Annotated in this window: 16 protein-coding genes; 7 read left to right on the forward strand and 9 right to left on the reverse strand. The window is 73.7% G+C overall.

Annotated elements, in window-relative coordinates; genetic code table 11:
* Positions 1-297: 297 nt before the first annotated feature.
* Both ACPXCB_RS05415 and ACPXCB_RS05420 read right to left on the reverse strand, forming a co-directional pair.
* A complete protein-coding gene (locus ACPXCB_RS05415) occupies positions 298-912 on the reverse strand; it encodes a hypothetical protein (RefSeq protein WP_425872701.1) in 615 nt (204 codons plus the stop codon).
* A gap of 372 nt (positions 913-1,284) precedes the next feature.
* Positions 1,285-1,815 (reverse strand): M48 family metallopeptidase, encoded by a 531-nt coding sequence (locus tag ACPXCB_RS05420; protein WP_425872703.1) that lies wholly within the window; start codon positions 1,813-1,815, stop codon positions 1,285-1,287.
* A 548-nt stretch (positions 1,816-2,363) separates the two neighbouring features.
* Between ACPXCB_RS05420 and ACPXCB_RS05425 the strand changes: the two genes are divergently transcribed.
* The 3 genes from ACPXCB_RS05425 to ACPXCB_RS05435 all read left to right on the forward strand — a co-directional run bounded on the left by ACPXCB_RS05425 (position 2,364) and on the right by ACPXCB_RS05435 (position 5,249).
* Positions 2,364-2,531 carry a DUF5679 domain-containing protein gene (locus ACPXCB_RS05425; RefSeq protein WP_012014940.1) on the forward strand — a complete coding sequence of 56 codons (168 nt, stop codon included), beginning with the start codon at positions 2,364-2,366 and terminating at the stop codon, positions 2,529-2,531.
* A gap of 219 nt (positions 2,532-2,750) precedes the next feature.
* A complete protein-coding gene (locus tag ACPXCB_RS05430; RefSeq protein ID WP_425872905.1) occupies positions 2,751-3,803 on the forward strand; it encodes a TOMM precursor leader peptide-binding protein in 1,053 nt (350 codons plus the stop codon).
* A gap of 78 nt (positions 3,804-3,881) precedes the next feature.
* Entirely contained in the window at positions 3,882-5,249 is a 1,368-nt protein-coding gene (locus ACPXCB_RS05435; protein WP_425872705.1) for an ABC1 kinase family protein, read from the forward strand.
* 393 nt (positions 5,250-5,642) lie between these two features.
* On the opposite strand, the gene ACPXCB_RS05440 is transcribed toward ACPXCB_RS05435, so the two are convergent.
* From ACPXCB_RS05440 to ACPXCB_RS05450, 3 genes are all read right to left on the reverse strand, one after another.
* On the reverse strand, positions 5,643-6,008 hold the full coding sequence (locus ACPXCB_RS05440) for a WhiB family transcriptional regulator (RefSeq protein WP_088998544.1): 366 nt from the start codon (positions 6,006-6,008) through the stop codon (positions 5,643-5,645).
* A 128-nt stretch (positions 6,009-6,136) separates the two neighbouring features.
* Positions 6,137-6,394, reverse strand: a complete 258-nt coding sequence (locus ACPXCB_RS05445; RefSeq protein ID WP_425872706.1) for a hypothetical protein — start codon at positions 6,392-6,394, stop codon at positions 6,137-6,139.
* 127 nt (positions 6,395-6,521) lie between these two features.
* A complete protein-coding gene (locus ACPXCB_RS05450) occupies positions 6,522-8,684 on the reverse strand; it encodes an ATP-dependent DNA helicase UvrD2 (RefSeq protein WP_425872708.1) in 2,163 nt (720 codons plus the stop codon).
* Positions 8,685-8,776: 92 nt separating this feature from the next.
* Here ACPXCB_RS05450 and ACPXCB_RS05455 point away from each other — a divergent pair, with 92 nt between their 5' ends.
* Positions 8,777-9,019 carry a mycoredoxin gene (locus ACPXCB_RS05455; RefSeq protein ID WP_151456061.1) on the forward strand — a complete coding sequence of 81 codons (243 nt, stop codon included), beginning with the start codon at positions 8,777-8,779 and terminating at the stop codon, positions 9,017-9,019.
* Between the two features lie 85 nt (positions 9,020-9,104).
* Here the strand turns inward: ACPXCB_RS05455 and ACPXCB_RS05460 are convergent, their stop codons facing one another.
* A complete protein-coding gene (locus ACPXCB_RS05460; RefSeq protein WP_425872710.1) occupies positions 9,105-10,400 on the reverse strand; it encodes an MFS transporter in 1,296 nt (431 codons plus the stop codon).
* 225 nt (positions 10,401-10,625) lie between these two features.
* On the opposite strand from ACPXCB_RS05460, the gene ACPXCB_RS05465 reads away from it, so the two are divergent.
* The 3 genes from ACPXCB_RS05465 (at position 10,626) to ACPXCB_RS05475 (ending at position 12,405) form a co-directional block, all read left to right on the forward strand.
* Positions 10,626-11,606 (forward strand): helix-turn-helix domain-containing protein, encoded by a 981-nt coding sequence (locus ACPXCB_RS05465; protein WP_425872711.1) that lies wholly within the window; start codon positions 10,626-10,628, stop codon positions 11,604-11,606.
* Positions 11,607-11,678: 72 nt separating this feature from the next.
* A complete protein-coding gene (locus ACPXCB_RS05470; RefSeq protein WP_425872713.1) occupies positions 11,679-11,915 on the forward strand; it encodes a DUF397 domain-containing protein in 237 nt (78 codons plus the stop codon).
* Positions 11,916-12,129: 214 nt separating this feature from the next.
* Complete coding sequence (locus tag ACPXCB_RS05475) at positions 12,130-12,405, forward strand: hypothetical protein (protein ID WP_425872907.1); 276 nt, start codon at positions 12,130-12,132, stop codon at positions 12,403-12,405.
* A gap of 169 nt (positions 12,406-12,574) precedes the next feature.
* Here the strand turns inward: ACPXCB_RS05475 and nudC are convergent, their stop codons facing one another.
* From nudC to ACPXCB_RS05490, 3 genes are read right to left on the reverse strand one after another with little or no spacing between them, the layout of a single operon-like run.
* Complete coding sequence (nudC, locus tag ACPXCB_RS05480) at positions 12,575-13,513, reverse strand: NAD(+) diphosphatase (protein WP_425872715.1); 939 nt, start codon at positions 13,511-13,513, stop codon at positions 12,575-12,577.
* Positions 13,510-14,853, reverse strand: a complete 1,344-nt coding sequence (locus tag ACPXCB_RS05485) for a M16 family metallopeptidase (protein ID WP_425872716.1) — start codon at positions 14,851-14,853, stop codon at positions 13,510-13,512. The genes nudC and ACPXCB_RS05485 overlap by 4 nt, the downstream gene beginning before the upstream one ends.
* A 55-nt stretch (positions 14,854-14,908) precedes the next feature.
* Positions 14,909-16,219 (reverse strand): M16 family metallopeptidase, encoded by a 1,311-nt coding sequence (locus ACPXCB_RS05490; RefSeq protein ID WP_425872718.1) that lies wholly within the window; start codon positions 16,217-16,219, stop codon positions 14,909-14,911.
* Positions 16,220-16,403 lie beyond the last annotated feature (184 nt).

The raw sequence follows: 16,403 nt of genomic DNA on the forward strand, positions 1-16,403 counted from the left end.
GACGAGGGCCGCCCGACCCACCGGGGTCCGGTCGGCCCTCGTCGCGCGGTCGGCCCTCGTAGCACGGTCGGGCCTCGTAGCACGGTCGGGCCTCGTAGCACGGTCGGGCCTCGTAGCACGGTCGGGCCTCGTAGCACGGTCGGGCCTCGTCGCCGGTTGCGCCGCTCACGTCGCGGTCGGGCAGCCCTCGTCGCACGGTCGGCCCTTTGTCGCGGAGTCGGCCCTTGTCGCGGGGCCGGGCGGCCAGGCGGTGGTTCGGAGGGGGTCAGCGCGGGTCGCTTCCGGCCCGCGGTCGGCTCAGCGGGGCTGCGCGGTGCCGGAGAGCAGGGCGCGGGTGGTCTCCCAGCCCTCCACGGCCGGGTTGAGGAACGCCAGGTCGCCCGGCCCACGCAGGCGCCGCCAGGCCGGGGTCACCGCCAGGTCGCCGGGTCGCGGCGCCGCCGCGCGCACGGCCGCGGGCCGCGCGGTGTCCAGGTCCAGCGCCGGCAGCCACGCCGGTACGGGCAGCCGGGTGGCCACGCCGAGCAGCCCCGGTCCACCGCCCTCGACCGGGGCGACCGCGACCGGCCGGGTGGTGAGTGGGCGCAGCAGCTTGCCGATCGTCAGGCCCGGCACGTCGGGCGCGTCGCCGGCGATCACGGCCACCTGGTCGTAGCCGGTGTCGGCGAGAGCGGCGAAGACGGCGTTCGGGGTCGCCTCGGTGACCTCGTACACGGCCGTGTCCGGCCAGACCACCGCGTCGGCCAGCTCCCGGTCCGCCGGGGTGACGGCAACGGCCGTCTCCACCTCGTTGAGCGTGGCGAGCAGGTCGACCACGTCCTCGGCGAGCGCGGCCCGCCAGTCCACCGGGTCGGTGCCGGGCGGCGCCCAGGTCACCGGTCCGAGCAACGCCACCACCACACGTCGGGCCACCCCACAACCCTAACCGGATGTGCCAGGAGCCACGACCCACGGGCGCGGGGAGGCGGCGTCGAGATCTTGGCAGGAACGTGCCCCTGGAGGGGCCATTTCGTACCAAGATCTTGCCGGCTCCGTCCGCCCCGAAGCCGGCGCGGACAACGCGGACAAAGCCGGCGCGGACAACGCGAAAAGGCCGGCGCGGAGAGCGCAGGCGAAGCCGGCGCGGACAACGCGGACAAAGCCGGCGCGGACAACGCGAAAAGGCCGGCGCGGACAGCGCAGGCGAAGCCGGCGCGGACAGCGCAGGCAGCGCGGACGAAGCCGGCGCGGGCAGCAGGCGTTGGCGGGGGTCGGGACGGCGGGTGGGCGGCGGCGCCGAGGGGGTCAGTCGGTCAGCGGGGTGCCCGAGGCCGCCGCGACGCCCTCCAGGTAGCCGCGCGCCCGCTCGGACTTCGGGTAGCGCGCGACGAGCGCCCAGAACCGCGCGTTGTGGCTGGGCACGATGAGGTGCGCGAGCTCGTGCAGGAGCACGTAGTCGATCACCCAGTCCGGCAGTCCCTGGACGCGGTGCGAGATGCGGATCGTGCCGTCGTCCGGGGTGCAGGACCCCCACCGGCCGTTCTGGTTGGTGACCCAGCGGACGCTCGTCGGTACGGCCTGCGTGCCGTGTTCGGCGAGGTAGAGCTTGATCAGGCGGGTGGCCCGGGCGAGCAGCTCGGCGTCGGACCGGGCGAGGCGCCCCTCCCGGGCGGCGAGCCGGGCGAGCATCCGGTCGACCCACTCGCTCTCCTCGGCCCGGGAGAACTGGTCCGGGATGAGGACGACGACCCGTTCACCGTCGCGATAAGCGGACACCGTGCGTCGCCGACGCTGGCTGCGCCGCACTTCGACGACCGGCTTCCGCGCCCCTGCCATCAGCGGGCCGCGCAGCCTCGGATTCCTGTCACGAAGGAAAGCTAATGCGTACTGACCAGGGGTCCGCAAGGGTCAACACCCCGACACCCGCCCGGAAAATGGTGATTGGTCGGCAGGAGTCCCAAAAAATCTTTTGCCGGGCCACGGTGATTCGTCGCCGTCACCCTTCGTGGCGGCCGCCCACGGGTGCGGAGGCGTCGCGCCGCTGGCCTCCGCCGGGTGCCGCGTGGCGTACCCCCACGTTAAGTGATCTCCGTGGCAGGCGCAGCTCGGGGTGCCCCGCACGGGGCATCTGACCGGGTTCGGTCGGCGTGTCCCCGCCAAACTGACTTATCCGACGTAATTCGCCATGCACACTCTCGACGTCGACTTGCTCACAGTGACGAAGCACAGCTGACATGGAACCGCCCGCACCTGGGTAGGGTCCGCGGACCAGCGGTCACGAGCGTGGCCGTGGGAGAACGACCCAGCGCCGGTGCCCGAGTGGCCCGCCGCCGGGAACCCCCGCCGGAACGGCATCGGCCGGCGGACGAGACGAGGAGGGCACCGTGGCCGACCAGGCCCAGACCTACAACGGTTACTGCGTCAAGTGCAAGGAGAAGCGGGACTTCGAGGGCCGCGTCGAGGTCTCGAAGACCGGGATGAACATGGCCAAGGGCAAGTGTCCGGTCTGCGGCACAACAGTGAACCGCATCCTGGGCAAGGCGAAGGTCTGACCCGTACGGATGCACCGGAGGGGGCGGCCGTCGGCCGCCCCCTCCGGCATGACCGCACCTCGTCCGCCGGCGCACCCGCTCGCGCACTGTCGGCTCGCCGACATGATTACCGGCGGGTTGTGGATATCCCGGGATTTCCTGTGGACAGCCCTGGACAGGGCATCGCGCACCTGTGGACAACGATCGACCGTGAGCACGGACACGGTCACGATCGGTGTCATGCGCCGTGCCACGCTGCCCCGTCCCGTCCTGCTGCCGGGCCTCACCAGACTCTGGCGGGACCGCCACACCCTCCAACTCGGCGTCGAGCCGGGCCGCGCCGTGCTGCTGGAGATCGCCGACCCCCGGGCCGCCCGCCTGCTCGACCTGCTCGACGGCACCCGGAGCGAACGGCTGGTCCTGGCGCACGCCGTCGCCGCCGAGGTGGCCCCCGACGAGGCCCGCGCCCTGCTCGACGCACTGCGGGCCGCGGGCCTGGTCGTACCCGCGCACACCCTGCTGCCGAAGGACCTGGCCGGCCCGTCCCGGGCCCGGCTCACCGCCGAGGCGGAGGCGCTCGCCCTGGCCTCGGCGCGGCTGCCCGGCACACCCGCCCAGGTGCTGCGCCGGCGGTTGGCCGCCCGGGTGGTGGTCAGCGGCGCCGGCCGCCTCGGCGCCCCGGTCACCCTGGCACTGGCCCAGGCCGGGGTGGGGCACGTGCACCCGGACCTGGCCGGCCCGGTGCGGCCGGCGGACCTGGTCGGCACGGGCATCCCGGCCGCCGCGCTCGGCCGTCCGCTCGCCCGGGCGGTACGCGACGCCGTCGAGCGGGCCGCCCCCGGCACGGGCACGGGCCCTTTCCGGCGGGGCCGGGTCGACCTGGTCGTCCAGCTCGGTACGGACCGGCCGGCCGCCCTGCTCGCCGCCGGTCACGCCCAGCGCCGCCAGCCGCACCTGCTGCTCGGCCTCCGGGAGGGCGTGCCCGTGGTCGGCCCGCTCGTCCGCCCGCCCGCCGGCCCCTGCCTGAACTGCCTCGACCTGCACCGGGCGGACCGGGACCCGGACTGGCCGGCGCTGGCCGCCCAGCTCGCCACGGGCGCGGGCGAGCAGGCGTGTGCCACCGCGACCCTCCTGGCGGCCGGGGCGTACGCGGCGGCCGAGGCGCTGGCGCAGCTCGACGGGGGCACCCCGGAGACCCTGGGCTGCGCGGTGGAGATCACCGGGGCGGGGCGGTTCCGCCGCCGGATGTGGCCGCCGCACCCCTCCTGCGGATGTTCGCGACGGCGCCGGTGACGCCCCCGAAGGCGGGGACGGGCACCCAGCCCGGCGGCAGAGCAGCCGTGGGCCCCCGGAGTCGGTAACAATGGCCGGGTGACCGACATCCCGCGCCGGGCCGTGTCCCGGACCGCCAAGCTCGCCGCTCTGCCGCTCGGCTTCGCCGGTCGGACCGTCCTCGGCATGGGTAAGCGCGTCACGGGGCTCGCCTCCGACGTGATCTCCGCGGAGATCCAGCAACGCACCGCCGAGCAGCTCTTCAGCGTGTTGGGGCAGCTCAAGGGCGGTGCGATGAAGTTCGGGCAGGCGCTGTCGGTCTTCGAGGCCGCCCTGCCCGAGGAGATCGCCGCCCCCTACCGGCAGGCGCTGACAAAGCTCCAGGAGGCGGCGCCGCCGCTGCCGGCGGCCAGCGTGCACAAGGTGCTCGCCGAGCAGCTCGGCCCGGACTGGCGGGACCGGTTCGTGGAGTTCGACGACACTCCCGCCGCCGCGGCCAGCATCGGCCAGGTGCACCGGGCGGTGTGGCGGGAGCCGGGCTACGGGCCGTCCGGCGCGCCGCAGACCCGCGACGTGGCTGTCAAGATCCAGTATCCGGGCGCCGGCGACGCCCTGCTCGCCGACCTCAAGCAGCTCTCCCGCCTCGGTGGGATGTTCCGGGCGATCCAGCCCGGGCTGGACGTCAAGCCGCTCCTGGCGGAGCTGCGGGAACGGATCACCGAGGAACTCGACTACGAGTTGGAAGCCGAGTCGCAGCGCGCCTTCGCCGCCGCGTACGCGGACGATCCCGAAATCCACATCCCGGCGGTGGTCTCGGCGTCGCCCCGGGTCCTGGTCACCGAGTGGGTCGAGGGCACCCCGCTGGCGGAGATCATCCGCGAGGGCACGGAGGAACAGCGCGACGAGGCCGGCCGGCTGATGGCCATCCTGCACCTGTCCGCGCCGCAGCGGGCCGGGCTGTTGCACGCCGATCCGCACCCGGGCAACTTCCGGCTGCTGACGGACGGCCGGCTCGGCGTGATCGACTTCGGCGCGGTGGCCCGGATGCCGGAGGGCACGCCCGAGCCGATCGGCCGCATCGCTGCACTGGCGCTGCGGGGCGACGCCGACGAGGTGGTGGCGGGGCTGCGCTCGGAGGGCTTCATCGGTTCCACCGAGGCGATCGACGCCGAGGCGGTGCTCGATTTCCTCCGTCCGATGCTGGAGCCCATCGCCGCCGAGGAGTTCCGGTTCACCCGGGCCTGGCTGCGTACGGAGGCGACCCGGTTGGCCAGCCCCCGATCCCCCGCGTACCAGTTGAGCCGGCAGCTCAACCTGCCGCCGTCGTACCTGCTCATCCACCGGGTGACGCTCGGCTCGATCGGCGTGCTCTGCCAACTGGAGGCGAAGGCGCCCTACCGGGGCATCCTGGAGCGCTGGCTGCCCGGCTTCGCCCCGTCGTCCGGCCAGCCCTCGGCGGGCGGCTGAGCGACGGCAGCGCAACCGGACGCGGCGCGGCGCGTCGAAGACGGCGCGGCGCGCGGAGGACGGCACGCGCGCGGAAGACGGCACGGGGCGGGGAACGCGACGAGGGGCGGTGGCCGGAATCCGGCCACCGCCCCTCGACAATCGGTGGGGTACTAGAGAACGCCCAGGTCGCGCGCCGCTCGGTTGCGGCTGTTCATGGCGACGGTACGGGCGGAAAGGGTTGCCTCAGTGCTCGTGGTGGTACGACCGGCCTGAGGCCGGCGCATTCGAGCCCGGGACAACGCTTCGTGAAGTAGTTGCATCTCGGCGACTCCGTCAAGAACGTTCAGCATGGTGGTCAGCTCTCTCGTCGCCGGCGTGACACCGGCGTGGGTGGGTTGGATCGGGTGCATGTCAGGCCGCCAGCCGGACCGTGGTACGCGACTCGGACAGCCCACTGGCCGCCAGTCGTGCCTCGGCCTCGACCCGGAGCGCCGCGTCGCGGGCGAGGTCCTCCTTGCGCGGACGGCCACGGGGCCGCTTGCGCGGGACGACCGCGCCACGCTCGAAGATCTCGCCGCCCCAGACGCCCCAGGGCTCGGCCCGCTCCACCGCCCCGGCCAGGCACTCGACGCGCAGCGGGCAGTCCCCGCAGAGCGACTTGGCCAGCTCGAGCTCGGCGGGCGAGTCGGAGAACCACAGGTCGGGGTCGAACTTCCGGCAGGGCAGGTTCGCCTCCACCTCGACGCTCACGTCGAGTGGGGCCAACGCCAGACTCATCGCCCGGTCACCTCTCTCTCACTTCGATCTCGTGGATCGCATTTCCGACGTACTTGGCGGGCAAAAAACTGAGGCCGCGGATCCCGGTAGCGGGTTCCGCGGCCTCGAGGTGAGCCGGTGTCTGAGAATCAGACCGGTCTACCTCGAGGTGGAACTCCGCGGGCGCCCATGTGACGCTTGACAGCATCGACGCCCTTGCCCGTGAAGCCACTGGTCCCCTGGTTTCCGTTCGGCGCGGTGGCGAGAATCAGCTCGGCCTGAGCCTCGACACGGTGCACCTGGGAAACCGACGGTCGCGCAGCGGCGAGGGCCACCCGGACAGCCGACAACGGAGCGACGACAGCGGGCAGCGCCGCCGGACGCTCGTTGATGTAGACGATCTCCATCGGGACCACCTCCTCTGACGTTCACTCGTGCCGATACGGTCTCTACCCCTCGTGAGCAGCCCGAATGGCGCCGCTCGCGAGGTGTGTCATGAGGCTATTCCTCGCCACGGGGCGAGGGCAAACGAATTTACGGCGAGATTTCGAAAGTTTTCTCCGGGCAGATGTCGTCGACCGCCGCGCCCGCCACCAGCGCCAGCACCGCCTCCCCGTAGAGGCCGAGTTTCCGGGGCCCGATGCCGGCGATGGCGATCAGCTCCTCCGTTCGGCCGGGGCGCCGCTCCGCGAGCGCGACCAGGGTGGCGTCGGTGAAGACCACATAGGCCGGTACCCGCTGCCCGCCGGCCACCCGCTGGCGCCACTCGTGCAGCCGTTCGTGCAGCTCCTCGTCGATGTCCGAGGGGCAGGTGGGGCAGCGGCCGAGCTTGCGGTCCGGTCCGGCGAGCAGGGTGGCGCCGCAGATCCGGCAGGAGACGATCTGGGTCCGACGGCGCTCCGGCCGGCGCGCCGCGGGAGCGGCCCCGGCCCGCTCCGCCCCGCCGGAGCGGTCGAGCTGCGGCAGGAACCGCGAGGGCCGCCGGGCCCGCCCGCCCGGGGAGCGGGCCGAGGCGTACGACAGCCAGAGCCACTCGCGCGCCCGGGTGACGCCGACGTAGAGCAGCCGGCGCTCCTCCTCGACCTGTTCGACGGTCTTGGCGTACGTGGTGGGCAGGGTGCCCTCGGAGAGGCCGACCAGGAAGACCGCGTCCCACTCCAGGCCCTTGGCGGAGTGCAGCGAGGCCAGGGTCACCCCGTCGACCGTCGGCACGTGCTGTGCGGCGGCCCGGCGGGCCAGCTCGTCGTTGAAGTCGGCCAGGGTGACGGGGCGCTCGACCGAGGCGGCGGGCCCGATCGGCAGCACCTGCGGGGTGGCCGCGTACTCCTCGGCGAGTTGCACCAGCGCGGCGAGCGCCTCCCACCGCTCGCGGGCGGCGCCACCGGCCGGGGCGGCGTCGGGGGCCCAGCCGACCGCGGTGAGCGCCTCCACCACGGCGGCGGGCAGCGGGGTCTCCCCGGGGATCGACCGGGTGGCGGCCCGCAGGGCGACCATCGCCTGCCGCACCTCGGCGCGCTCGAAGAACCGCTCGGCCCCCTGCACCACGTACGGCACCTGCGCCTCGGTCAGCGCCTTCTCGTACGCCTCGGACTGCGCGTTGGTCCGGAACAGCACGGCGATCTCCCTCGCCGGGGTGCCGGCGTCGACCAGGGCGCGGCAGCGGGCGGCCACCGCGTTGGCCTCGGCCGGCTCGTCCGTGAAGATCCGCAGCTCCGGTTCGGGGCCGGGCGGGCGCTGGCCGACCAGCTCCAGGCGCAGCCGGGCCTCGGCGCCCCGCGCCTGGGAGATCACCGCGTTGGCCAGCCCGACGACCTGCGGGGTGGAGCGGTAGTCGCGGACCAGCCGGACCACCGTCGCGCCCCGGTACCGGCGCGGGAAGTCGACCAGGTACGACGAGGTGGCCCCGGTGAACGAGTAGATCGTCTGGCTGGCGTCGCCGACCACGGTCAGGTCGTCCCGCCCGCCCAGCCACGCCTGGAGCAGCCGCTGCTGGAGGGGGTTGACGTCCTGGTACTCGTCGACGACGAAGTGCCGGTACTGGGCGCGGACCTGCTCGGCGACGTCCCGGTGCTCCTCGATGCCCCAGACCGCGGCGCGCAGCATGTCCTCGAAGTCGATCACCCCGTTGGACCGCTTGAGCCGCTCGTACGCCGCGAAGACCTCGGCGACGCGGCCCGGCTCGTGCGGGGTGTCCCGCATCGCCTTCGCCGCTGCGACGACGTACTCCCCCGGTTCCACCAGCGACGACTTCGCCCACTCGATCTCGCCGGCGAGGTCCCGGGCGGCCGCCCGGTCGGTGCGCAGGCCGGCCTTGGCCGCGGCGAGGGTGACCAGCCGGACCTTGCTGTCCAGCAGCTCGGGCATGGCCCGCCCCTGGAGCAGCCGGGGCGCGAAGTAGCGCACCTGGCGCAGCGCCGCCGCGTGGAAGGTGCGGGCCTGGACGCCACCCACCCCGAGCGCGGTGAGCCGGGCGCGCATCTCGGCGGCGGCGCGGGCCGTGAAGGTCACCGCGAGCACGTGCCGGGCGGAGATCTCCCCCGAGAGCGCCCGGTGGGCGATCCGGGAGGTGACCGCGCGGGTCTTGCCGGTGCCGGCGCCGGCCAGGATGCAGACCGGGCCGGCGGGGGCGGTCACCGCCGACCGCTGCTCGGGGTCGAGCCCGGCGAGCACGCGTTCGGATGCTGAGTGAACCACCACAGCGAGGAATTGTCTCAGCTCCGCCAGACGTTGCAGCGATTAGCCTGGGCTTGATCGGCAAGCCGCCACGCGGACCGTTGGAGGATCTGACCATGCTGACGATGTACTCGACCCCCTGGTGCGGCTACTGCCACCGGCTGAAGTCGCAGCTCGACCGGGAGGGCATCGGCTACGAGGTGGTCGACATCGAGCAGGACGCGAAGGCCGCGGAGTTCGTGATGAGCGTCAACGGCGGCAACCAGACCGTCCCGACGCTGCGTTTCGCCGACGGCAGCGCCCTGACCAACCCCTCGATCATTCAGGTCAAGCAGCACCTGGCCACGATCGACGCCTGACCGTACGCAGCACCGCCGACGAGCGGCCGCCCACCCGGGCCGGCCGCTCGTCGCGTACCACGGGAGGTCCTGACGACGCGGCGGTTCAGCGCGCCGGGCCCGGTGGGGTCGTGCCGACCACCTCCTGGCTCGCGGCGACGGCCGGGCCGACGGCGGTGGACCCCTCGGCGGGCCGGCGGGGGGCGGGGATCCGGACGGGTGGCGGTGGGCTGAGCGTGCGGCCGTGCCAGAGGTAGCCGCCGGCGAGCAGGGTGACCACCCCGATCAGGGCGAACAGGACGCGGTAGTCCAGCACCCCGACGAGCAGCGCCCCCGCGCCGATCGAGAGCGCCTGCGGGCCGCTGACCACGGCCTCCGAGGCCGCGGCGACCCGGCCGAGCAGCCCCTGCGGGGTACGCCGCTGGATCAGCGTGTGCAGCCCGACCATCGTCAGCGGCAGCGACACCCCGGCCAGCAGTACGGCGACGAAGCCGAGCCAGAGGTTCGGGTACACCAGCGCCAGCGAGGCCGGTCCGAAGAACGCCACCCCGGCGGCGAGCGTGCCCACCTCGCCGGCGCGGCGTACCACGGCCGGGGAGAGCAGCCCGCCGACCAGTCCGCCGATGCCCTGCACGGTGACCAGCACGCCGACGAACGCGGCGTCCCGGCGCAGCCCCTGGTCGACGTACGCGAAGATCAACGACTCGCTGAAGCCCATCGCCAGCGAGCCCAGCCCGTAGCCGAGCAGCGCCCGGCGCAGCGCCGGCTCCCCGGCCAGGTGACGCAGCCCGGCGCTCACCTCGGCCGGCCAGCGCAGCCCGGGCCCGGCCGGCGGCGTCTCCGTCGTGCGGATCAGGCCCACCACGACGGCCGCCGACAGGAAGCCGACCATCCCGATCACGGCCAGCATCCAACCGCCGACGGCGGCGTAGAGCCCGGCGCCGGCCAGCGGGCCGACCAGCCGCAGCCCCTGGCGCACGGTCTGGAGCACGCCGTTCGCCTCGGCCAGCAGTTCCACCGGCACGAGCTGGCGGATCAGGCCGCTGAGCACCGCGCTGAGGGTGATGTACGACAGGCCGTAGAGGGCCGCCACCACGTAGATGATCCACACGTCGGCCCGGTCCCGCACCACGAGGAGCGGGGTGAGCAGAACGGCCGTCACCAGGTTCGCCGCCACGAAGAACGGGCGCCGAGGGTAGCGGTCGACGATCCACCCCACCAGCGGGGCCAGGGTCATCGGGGCGATGACCGCGAAGATGGTGGCGCCGGCCAGCCCGTCCGACCCGGTCAGGTCCTTCACCCAGATGGCGAGGGCCAGCAACAGGATCGACTCGGCGGCCATGCTGGCGAGCAGGCCGCCGAAGAGCAGGCGGAAATCCGGGCGGCGCAGGACGGTGCGCATGGGGTCCCTCCGGCGGGGTGGTGCGCGGCGTGGCGCGGTCTGGGGTGGCGCGGCCGGGCCGACGGCGTCGTACCGGACGCCGCGCCCTTCCACGGTCCTCTTTTCTGCGAGACACGCCCCCACCGGGACCTCCGGCGGGAGGCGCGCCGTCCATACTGACCGTGGGGGGCGAATTTCATACAGTTACCGTCGCGTCTGCGGCGGTCCACGGGAAAAGAGGACGTCGTGCCTCCTGCCTCACCCAGCCCGATCCTGCGCCGCCGCAGGTTGGGCACCGAGCTGCGCCGGTTGCGCGAGGCCGCGGGTCTCACGGGAGACCAGGTCATCGAGCGGATCGGCTGGGCGTCCGCGTCCAAGTTGTCCCGGTTGGAGAACGGCCGCAGCCGCCCGGACCCGGACGACGTGCGCGTGCTGTTGGATCTCTACGGCGCCGACGAGGCGCTGCGCCGGGAACTCCTCGGCATCACCGACGAGGCCGGCGACATCCGCGGCTGGCTGCGCAACTACCCGGTGATGACCCAGCAGCAGCGCAGCTTCGCCGAGCTGGAGGCCGGCTGCGCGGAGATCTCGGAATACAACCCCGTCCTGGTGCCGGGCCTGCTCCAGACGCCGGACTACGCGTCGGTGCGGATCGCCTCGGCCCGGCAGGTCGACGAGGAGGCCGGCGACCCGGAGGCCGGCGAGGACATCGACACCGAGGTGCGGGCCCGGCTGGCCCGGCAGTCGCTGCTCACCCGCTCGACCGACGCGCCCCGCTACACGGCGGTGCTGGAGGAGGCGGCGCTCGGCGGCCGGACCGGGCCGCCGGAGGTGCTGCGCGCGCAGCTGGTGCAGCTCTGCGAACTGGCGATGCTGCCGAACGTCACGCTGCACGTCCTGCCGCGCGACACCCAGGTCGGCGACTGGTACCTCCCGCCGACCGCGTTCTCGGTCTACCGGTTCGCCGATCCGCTCGATCCGGAGACCCTGGCCATCGAAGGGGGGTTCACCGACGTCATGTCGACCGAGGTAAACGCCCTAAATCGCTATAAAGTGGTGTTCGAGTGGCTATGCACGGCGGCGCTCTCCGAATCGGACACCCTCTCCTGGCTGATCGAGGCGACGGGGCGGCTGCCCGGCACGGCGACCGCGTCCACGGTGGCGTACGGGCCGGCAACGGCGCCGACCCAACGTCGCCGGTATTCCGGGCGCCTGACGGATCGGTGATCACGGGGGCCCACCGTCGGGTCGTGCGGCGCCACTCGTTCCATCGGAGCAGTTCACCTCAGGAGTGACACGATGAACGAGATCCGCAACACGCCGTCCGTACTCGCCCAGCTCACCGACGCCCCGTGGCGTAAGAGCACGCGCAGCCAGACCTCGAACTGCGTCGAGGTCGCACCACTGAGGACCGGACCGGTCGCCGTGGCCCTGCGGGACAGCAAGGACCAGGGCGGTCCGGTGCTGCTGTTCAACCGGGCCGGCTGGCTGGGCTTCATCGCCGGCGCGAAGAACGGACAGTTCGATCTGAACTGATCCGTCGACCGTCGCGGGGCCGCCGGCAGCGTGCCGGCGGCCCCGTCGCGTCTGCGCCCTGCCACCCCGCCGACCAGGCATCCGCTGATCGGATGAGCCTCCGGACCAATCGTCGCGTTTCACTTGATGAGACGACCGCGCGGCGTAACATGACGACAGAGTGACGTGGAACTTCCACCCGTTCCCCACCCTCGCGATTCATCCGGAGACCCGCATGCGGTTCCTGATCGTTCGCACCGACATCCGCGCTGCCGCCGACGTGGACATCGCCGCCGCCTGGGCGTGCGGTGACCGACTCCGCGACGAGACCACCACGCCCGAGCCGCGCCGCCAGATCGTGCACGCCGAGGAGCGCGACGCCGCGCTGCTGCTGGCCCGGGCCCTCGCCACGGTCGGCGCGGTCCGCTCCGGCAAGCAACGGGTCAAGGTGCTCCCGCTCGACGAGCCGGGCCACGGGCGGCGGGCCGCACCCGACGACCGAGGCAGCTGACCCGCACCCAGACGTCCGTCGTGGTCGGACCGGCTCCCCCGCCGTGCTCCTTTGCCCCAGCCGACCACGGCGGCCCGTGTTCCCGGTCCGTGACCGTCGCGGCAACGGCGGCCACGGGCCGGGACCGCACGACCCCGGCCACCGGCACGCTCGCGCGGCGAAGACCGCCTCAGCAGTGCCCGTCGAGCCAGCGGTGGATCAGGAAGAGCGCGATCGACGACGGCGGCGGCAGCACCAGGCGGGCCCCGCCGACCTCCACCGGCCGTCCCGTCAGTGCCGCGCCGATCTCCCTGCGGGAGAACCACCGGGCGAACGCGATCTCCGTCGGATCCACCTGCACCGGGTGCTCCGGATCCGCCGTGGCGAGGAAGCCGAGCATCAGGGAGCCGGGGAACGGCCACGCCTGGCTGCCCGCGTACGCGATGTCGTCGACCGGGACGCCGACCTCCTCGCGGACCTCGCGCAGCACCGCGGCCTCGGCCGACTCCCCCGGCTCGACGTAGCCGGCGAGGCAGGAGAACCGGCGCTCGCCGGCGGTGTGCGGCCAGGTGGCGTTGTTGCCGAGCAGACACCGCCCGTCCAGGCCCGGGACGCCGTCGTGCACCAGCACGATCATCGCGGGATCGGTACGCGGCCAGATCCGTTCCCCGGCCGGGTCGACCCGGGACCAGCCGGCCTCGTCCACCTCGGTCGGGTGCCCGGTGGCCGACGAGTAGCGGTGCCGCAGATGCCAGTTGACCAGCGCCAGCGCGGTGGTGAACAGCCCGGCGTCGCGGTCGCCGAGCAGGTGCCCGACCTCGCGCAGGTGCGCCGCCCGGGCCCCCGACACCGCCGGCAGCGGGGCGTCCACGGCGAAGACCGGCACCCCGTCCGGCTCGACGCCGAGGAACATCGGCGACGTCGGCTCGGGCAGCCCGGCCGGATCGACAAGCACCAGCTTCGGCGGCGACGTGTCGGTACGCACCAGCGCCCGGCCGCCGTCGGCGGCGTCGAGCACCAGCACCCGGGCCCGGCTCCACGCCTGCGCCAGCCACCCGGGGTCGGTGCGCCGGTGGGCCGCCCGGTCCAGGGTGGAACGGGCCAGCGGCGGCGCGGGCTCACCGCTCACGGTCGTGCCGGCTCGGTGGTGACCGGGGCCAGCGCCGCCACCTGCCGCCCGATCCGTTCGGCGTCGCCCAGCACCACGGTGACCGCCTGCGCCGGGGCGAGGTAGCGGGCCGCCGCCTCGGCCACGTCGGCCACGGTCGCCTTCGCCAGCCGGGCGGCGTGCTCGGCCAGGAACTCCAGGCGCAGCCCGCTGCCGGCGTACGCGCTGGTCAGCGAGGCGAGCCCGGCCTGGGTGGACATCCCGAGCTGGAGGGTGCCGAGGGCGTACTGGCGGGCCTGCTCCAGCTCGTCCTCGCGGGGCGGGAGGGAGGCCAGCCGGCCGAGTTCGTACGTCGTCTCCAGCAGCGCCGGCCCGGTGACCTCGGTGGCCACGTCGACGGCGGCGACCAGCACCGACCCGGCCACCGAGTGCTCGACGAGGGAGTGCCCCCCGTACGTGTAGCCCTTGTCCTCGCGGATGTTCTCCACCCAGCGGGAGGAGAAGTAGCCACCGAAGATCAGGTTGGCCAGTTGCAGCGCGGCGTGGTCAGGGTGGGTGCGGGGCACCGCCGGCAGCGCGATCCGCAGCGAGGACTGCACCGCCCCCGGGCGGTCGACCAGCAGCAGCGGCCCGGGCTCCAGCGGCGGGGCGGGCGGCAGGTCGGCGGTGTGCCCGGCGCCGGTCCACCCGGACAGCGCCTTCTCGGCGGCGTCCAGCGCCCGGTCCGGCTGCACTTCACCGACCAGCACCAGCACGGCGTCGGCGGGGTGCACCCGCTGGGCGTGCAGGGTCCGCAGCACTCCCGGCCGGACCGCCCGGACCGCCTCCGGTTCGGGGGTCTGCACCGCGTACGGGTGGCTGCCGTAGACCCGCCGGAGCAGGGCGGTGCGGGCCAGGTGCGCCGGCTGGCTCCGCGCCACGTGGATCCGGTCCACCAGCCGGTCCCGTTCCGTGGCGACGTCGTCGTTCGGGTAGGCCGCGCCGGTCAGCACCTCGGCGAGGATCTCCAGCATCCGGTCCAGCCCGGTGACCAGCCCGGCGCCGGAGAGCATCAGCCGGTCCGGGTCGATCCCGGCGGAGAGCCCGCCGCCGACCTTCTGCAACTCGGCCGCGATCTGCACGCTGGACATGGTCCCCGTGCCGGAGAGCAGGGTCTGCGCGAGCATGGCGCCCCGGGCGAGGTGGGTGCGGCCGAACGGCATCCACAGCCGCACCTCCACCAGCGGCACCGCCGGCCGGCGTACGGCGATCACGGTCAGCCCGTTGCCCAGCGTGCGCTCGGCCTGCTTCGGCAGCTTGAGCTTGCGGTTCGGGCCGAGCGGCGGCAGCGCCCGGGGCGCGGCCGGTGCGGTTGCCGTCACTGGTCTTCCTTCGCTCGCGACTGCGGGGCTCGCAAACCCGGCTCACTCCTCGCGCTCACCTGTTACCTCCGGGGATGACCTCGATGGACGCGCGGCGCTCGGGCCGCAGGGTGGCCGCGGCGGCGCGGACCTGCTCGTCGGTGACCTCGCCGACGAGCCGGGGCAGGTCGTTGAGCAGCCCCGGCTCGCCGCGCTGCTGCTCCAGCACGGCCATCTGCAACGCCCGGCCGAGCACCGCGTCGGTGTCGCGCAGCAGGTGGGTCGCCATCCGGGCCTGGGTGCGGGCCAGTTCTCCCTCGGCCACGCCGTCGGTGGCCAGCCGGTCCAGCTCCTCGTCGATGGTGCGCAGCACCTTGTCCACGTCCCCGCCGGGCGGCAGGTGCGCCTGGAGCAGCAGTGCCGTCGGGTCCCGCACGTCGAACGGGTCGCCCATGAAGCCGACGTAGCCGCCGAGGCTGGTCACCGCCCGGTCCCGCTGGACCAGCCGCTCTACCAGCCGGGACGCGTCGCCGTCGGTGAGCACCTCGGCCAGCACGACGTACGGCAGGTAGGCGGCGAAGTCGGTGATCGGGTCGGGCACCCGCCAGGCGCCGGCCACCGCCGGCAGCGGGGCCAACTCGTCGGTGTACGAGGTGCGCCGCTCCTCGGTCAGGTCGGGCTCGGCGAAGTCGGGCCGCTTCGGGGCGGGACGCGCCGGCACGTCGCCGAAGTGCCGCTCGATCAGCGTGGTCGCCTCGGCGACGTCGATGTCGCCGCTGACCGCCAGCACCGCGTTGCCGCTCGCGTAGTAGCGGCGGAAGAAGTCGGCGGCGTCGGGGACGGTGGCCGACTCCAGGTCGACGAAGGAGCCGTAGCCGTCGTGCGCGTTCGGGAAGGTGTCGAACATGACAGGTGGCAGGGTCAGCCAGGGAAAACCGCCGTACGGGCGGTTGAGGACGTTGACCCGGATCTCCTCCTTGACCACGTCGACCTGGTTGCGCAGGTTCTCCTCGGTCAGCCGGGGGCCGCGCATCCGGTCCGCCTCCAGGAACAGCGCGCGCTCCAGGGCGTTGCTCGGCAGGGTCTCGAAGTAGTCGGTGTAGTCCAGGTGGGTGGAGCCGTTGAAGGTGCCGCCCGCCCCCTGCACGTGCCGGAAGTGCGCCAGCTTCTCCAGATTCTCGGAGCCCTGGAACATGAGGTGCTCGAAGAGGTGGGCGAAGCCGCTGCGCCCCTCGGGTTCGGAGCGGATGCCGACGTCGTAGACGACCGCCACCCCGATCACCGGGGCGCTGCGGTCGGGGGTCAGGACCACCCGCAGGCCGTTGTCGAGCGTGAACCGCTCTACCGGGTACTTCGTCGCTGGAATTCTCGATCTCCGCGCCGCCACGGGGTCGACCCTAGCGCGTCGGCACCCCCGCCACCGGCCACCTCTCCCCTGCCGCCCCGACCGGCGCCCGGGGCGTCGCGGGCAGCCGCTCCGGCAGCCGGGGGCGACGCTGCGAGCCCCGGCCGCAAAGCACACTCAACCGGTAGAGATTGGCGCTTTTTCTGGGATGCCCATCCCGCCATGT

Origin of the sequence: Micromonospora sp. DT62, from assembly GCF_049847285.1 — a bacterium.
Classification (GTDB): Bacteria; Actinomycetota; Actinomycetes; order Mycobacteriales; family Micromonosporaceae; genus Micromonospora; species Micromonospora reichwaldensis.

What these genes read in the sequence shown, in the direction of transcription:
- ACPXCB_RS05440 (WP_088998544.1), bottom strand. Translation starts at nt 6,008, where the DNA reads ATGAGTCTGGCGTTGGCCCCACTCGACGTGAGCGTCGAGGTGGAGGCG.
- ACPXCB_RS05460 (WP_425872710.1), bottom strand. Translation starts at nt 10,400, where the DNA reads ATGCGCACCGTCCTGCGCCGCCCGGATTTCCGCCTGCTCTTCGGCGGC.
- ACPXCB_RS05455 (WP_151456061.1), top strand. Translation starts at nt 8,777, where the DNA reads ATGCTGACGATGTACTCGACCCCCTGGTGCGGCTACTGCCACCGGCTG.
- ACPXCB_RS05475 (WP_425872907.1), top strand. Translation starts at nt 12,130, where the DNA reads ATGCGGTTCCTGATCGTTCGCACCGACATCCGCGCTGCCGCCGACGTG.
- ACPXCB_RS05430 (WP_425872905.1), top strand. Translation starts at nt 2,751, where the DNA reads ATGCGCCGTGCCACGCTGCCCCGTCCCGTCCTGCTGCCGGGCCTCACC.
- ACPXCB_RS05470 (WP_425872713.1), top strand. Translation starts at nt 11,679, where the DNA reads ATGAACGAGATCCGCAACACGCCGTCCGTACTCGCCCAGCTCACCGAC.
- ACPXCB_RS05420 (WP_425872703.1), bottom strand. Translation starts at nt 1,815, where the DNA reads ATGGCAGGGGCGCGGAAGCCGGTCGTCGAAGTGCGGCGCAGCCAGCGT.
- ACPXCB_RS05445 (WP_425872706.1), bottom strand. Translation starts at nt 6,394, where the DNA reads ATGGAGATCGTCTACATCAACGAGCGTCCGGCGGCGCTGCCCGCTGTC.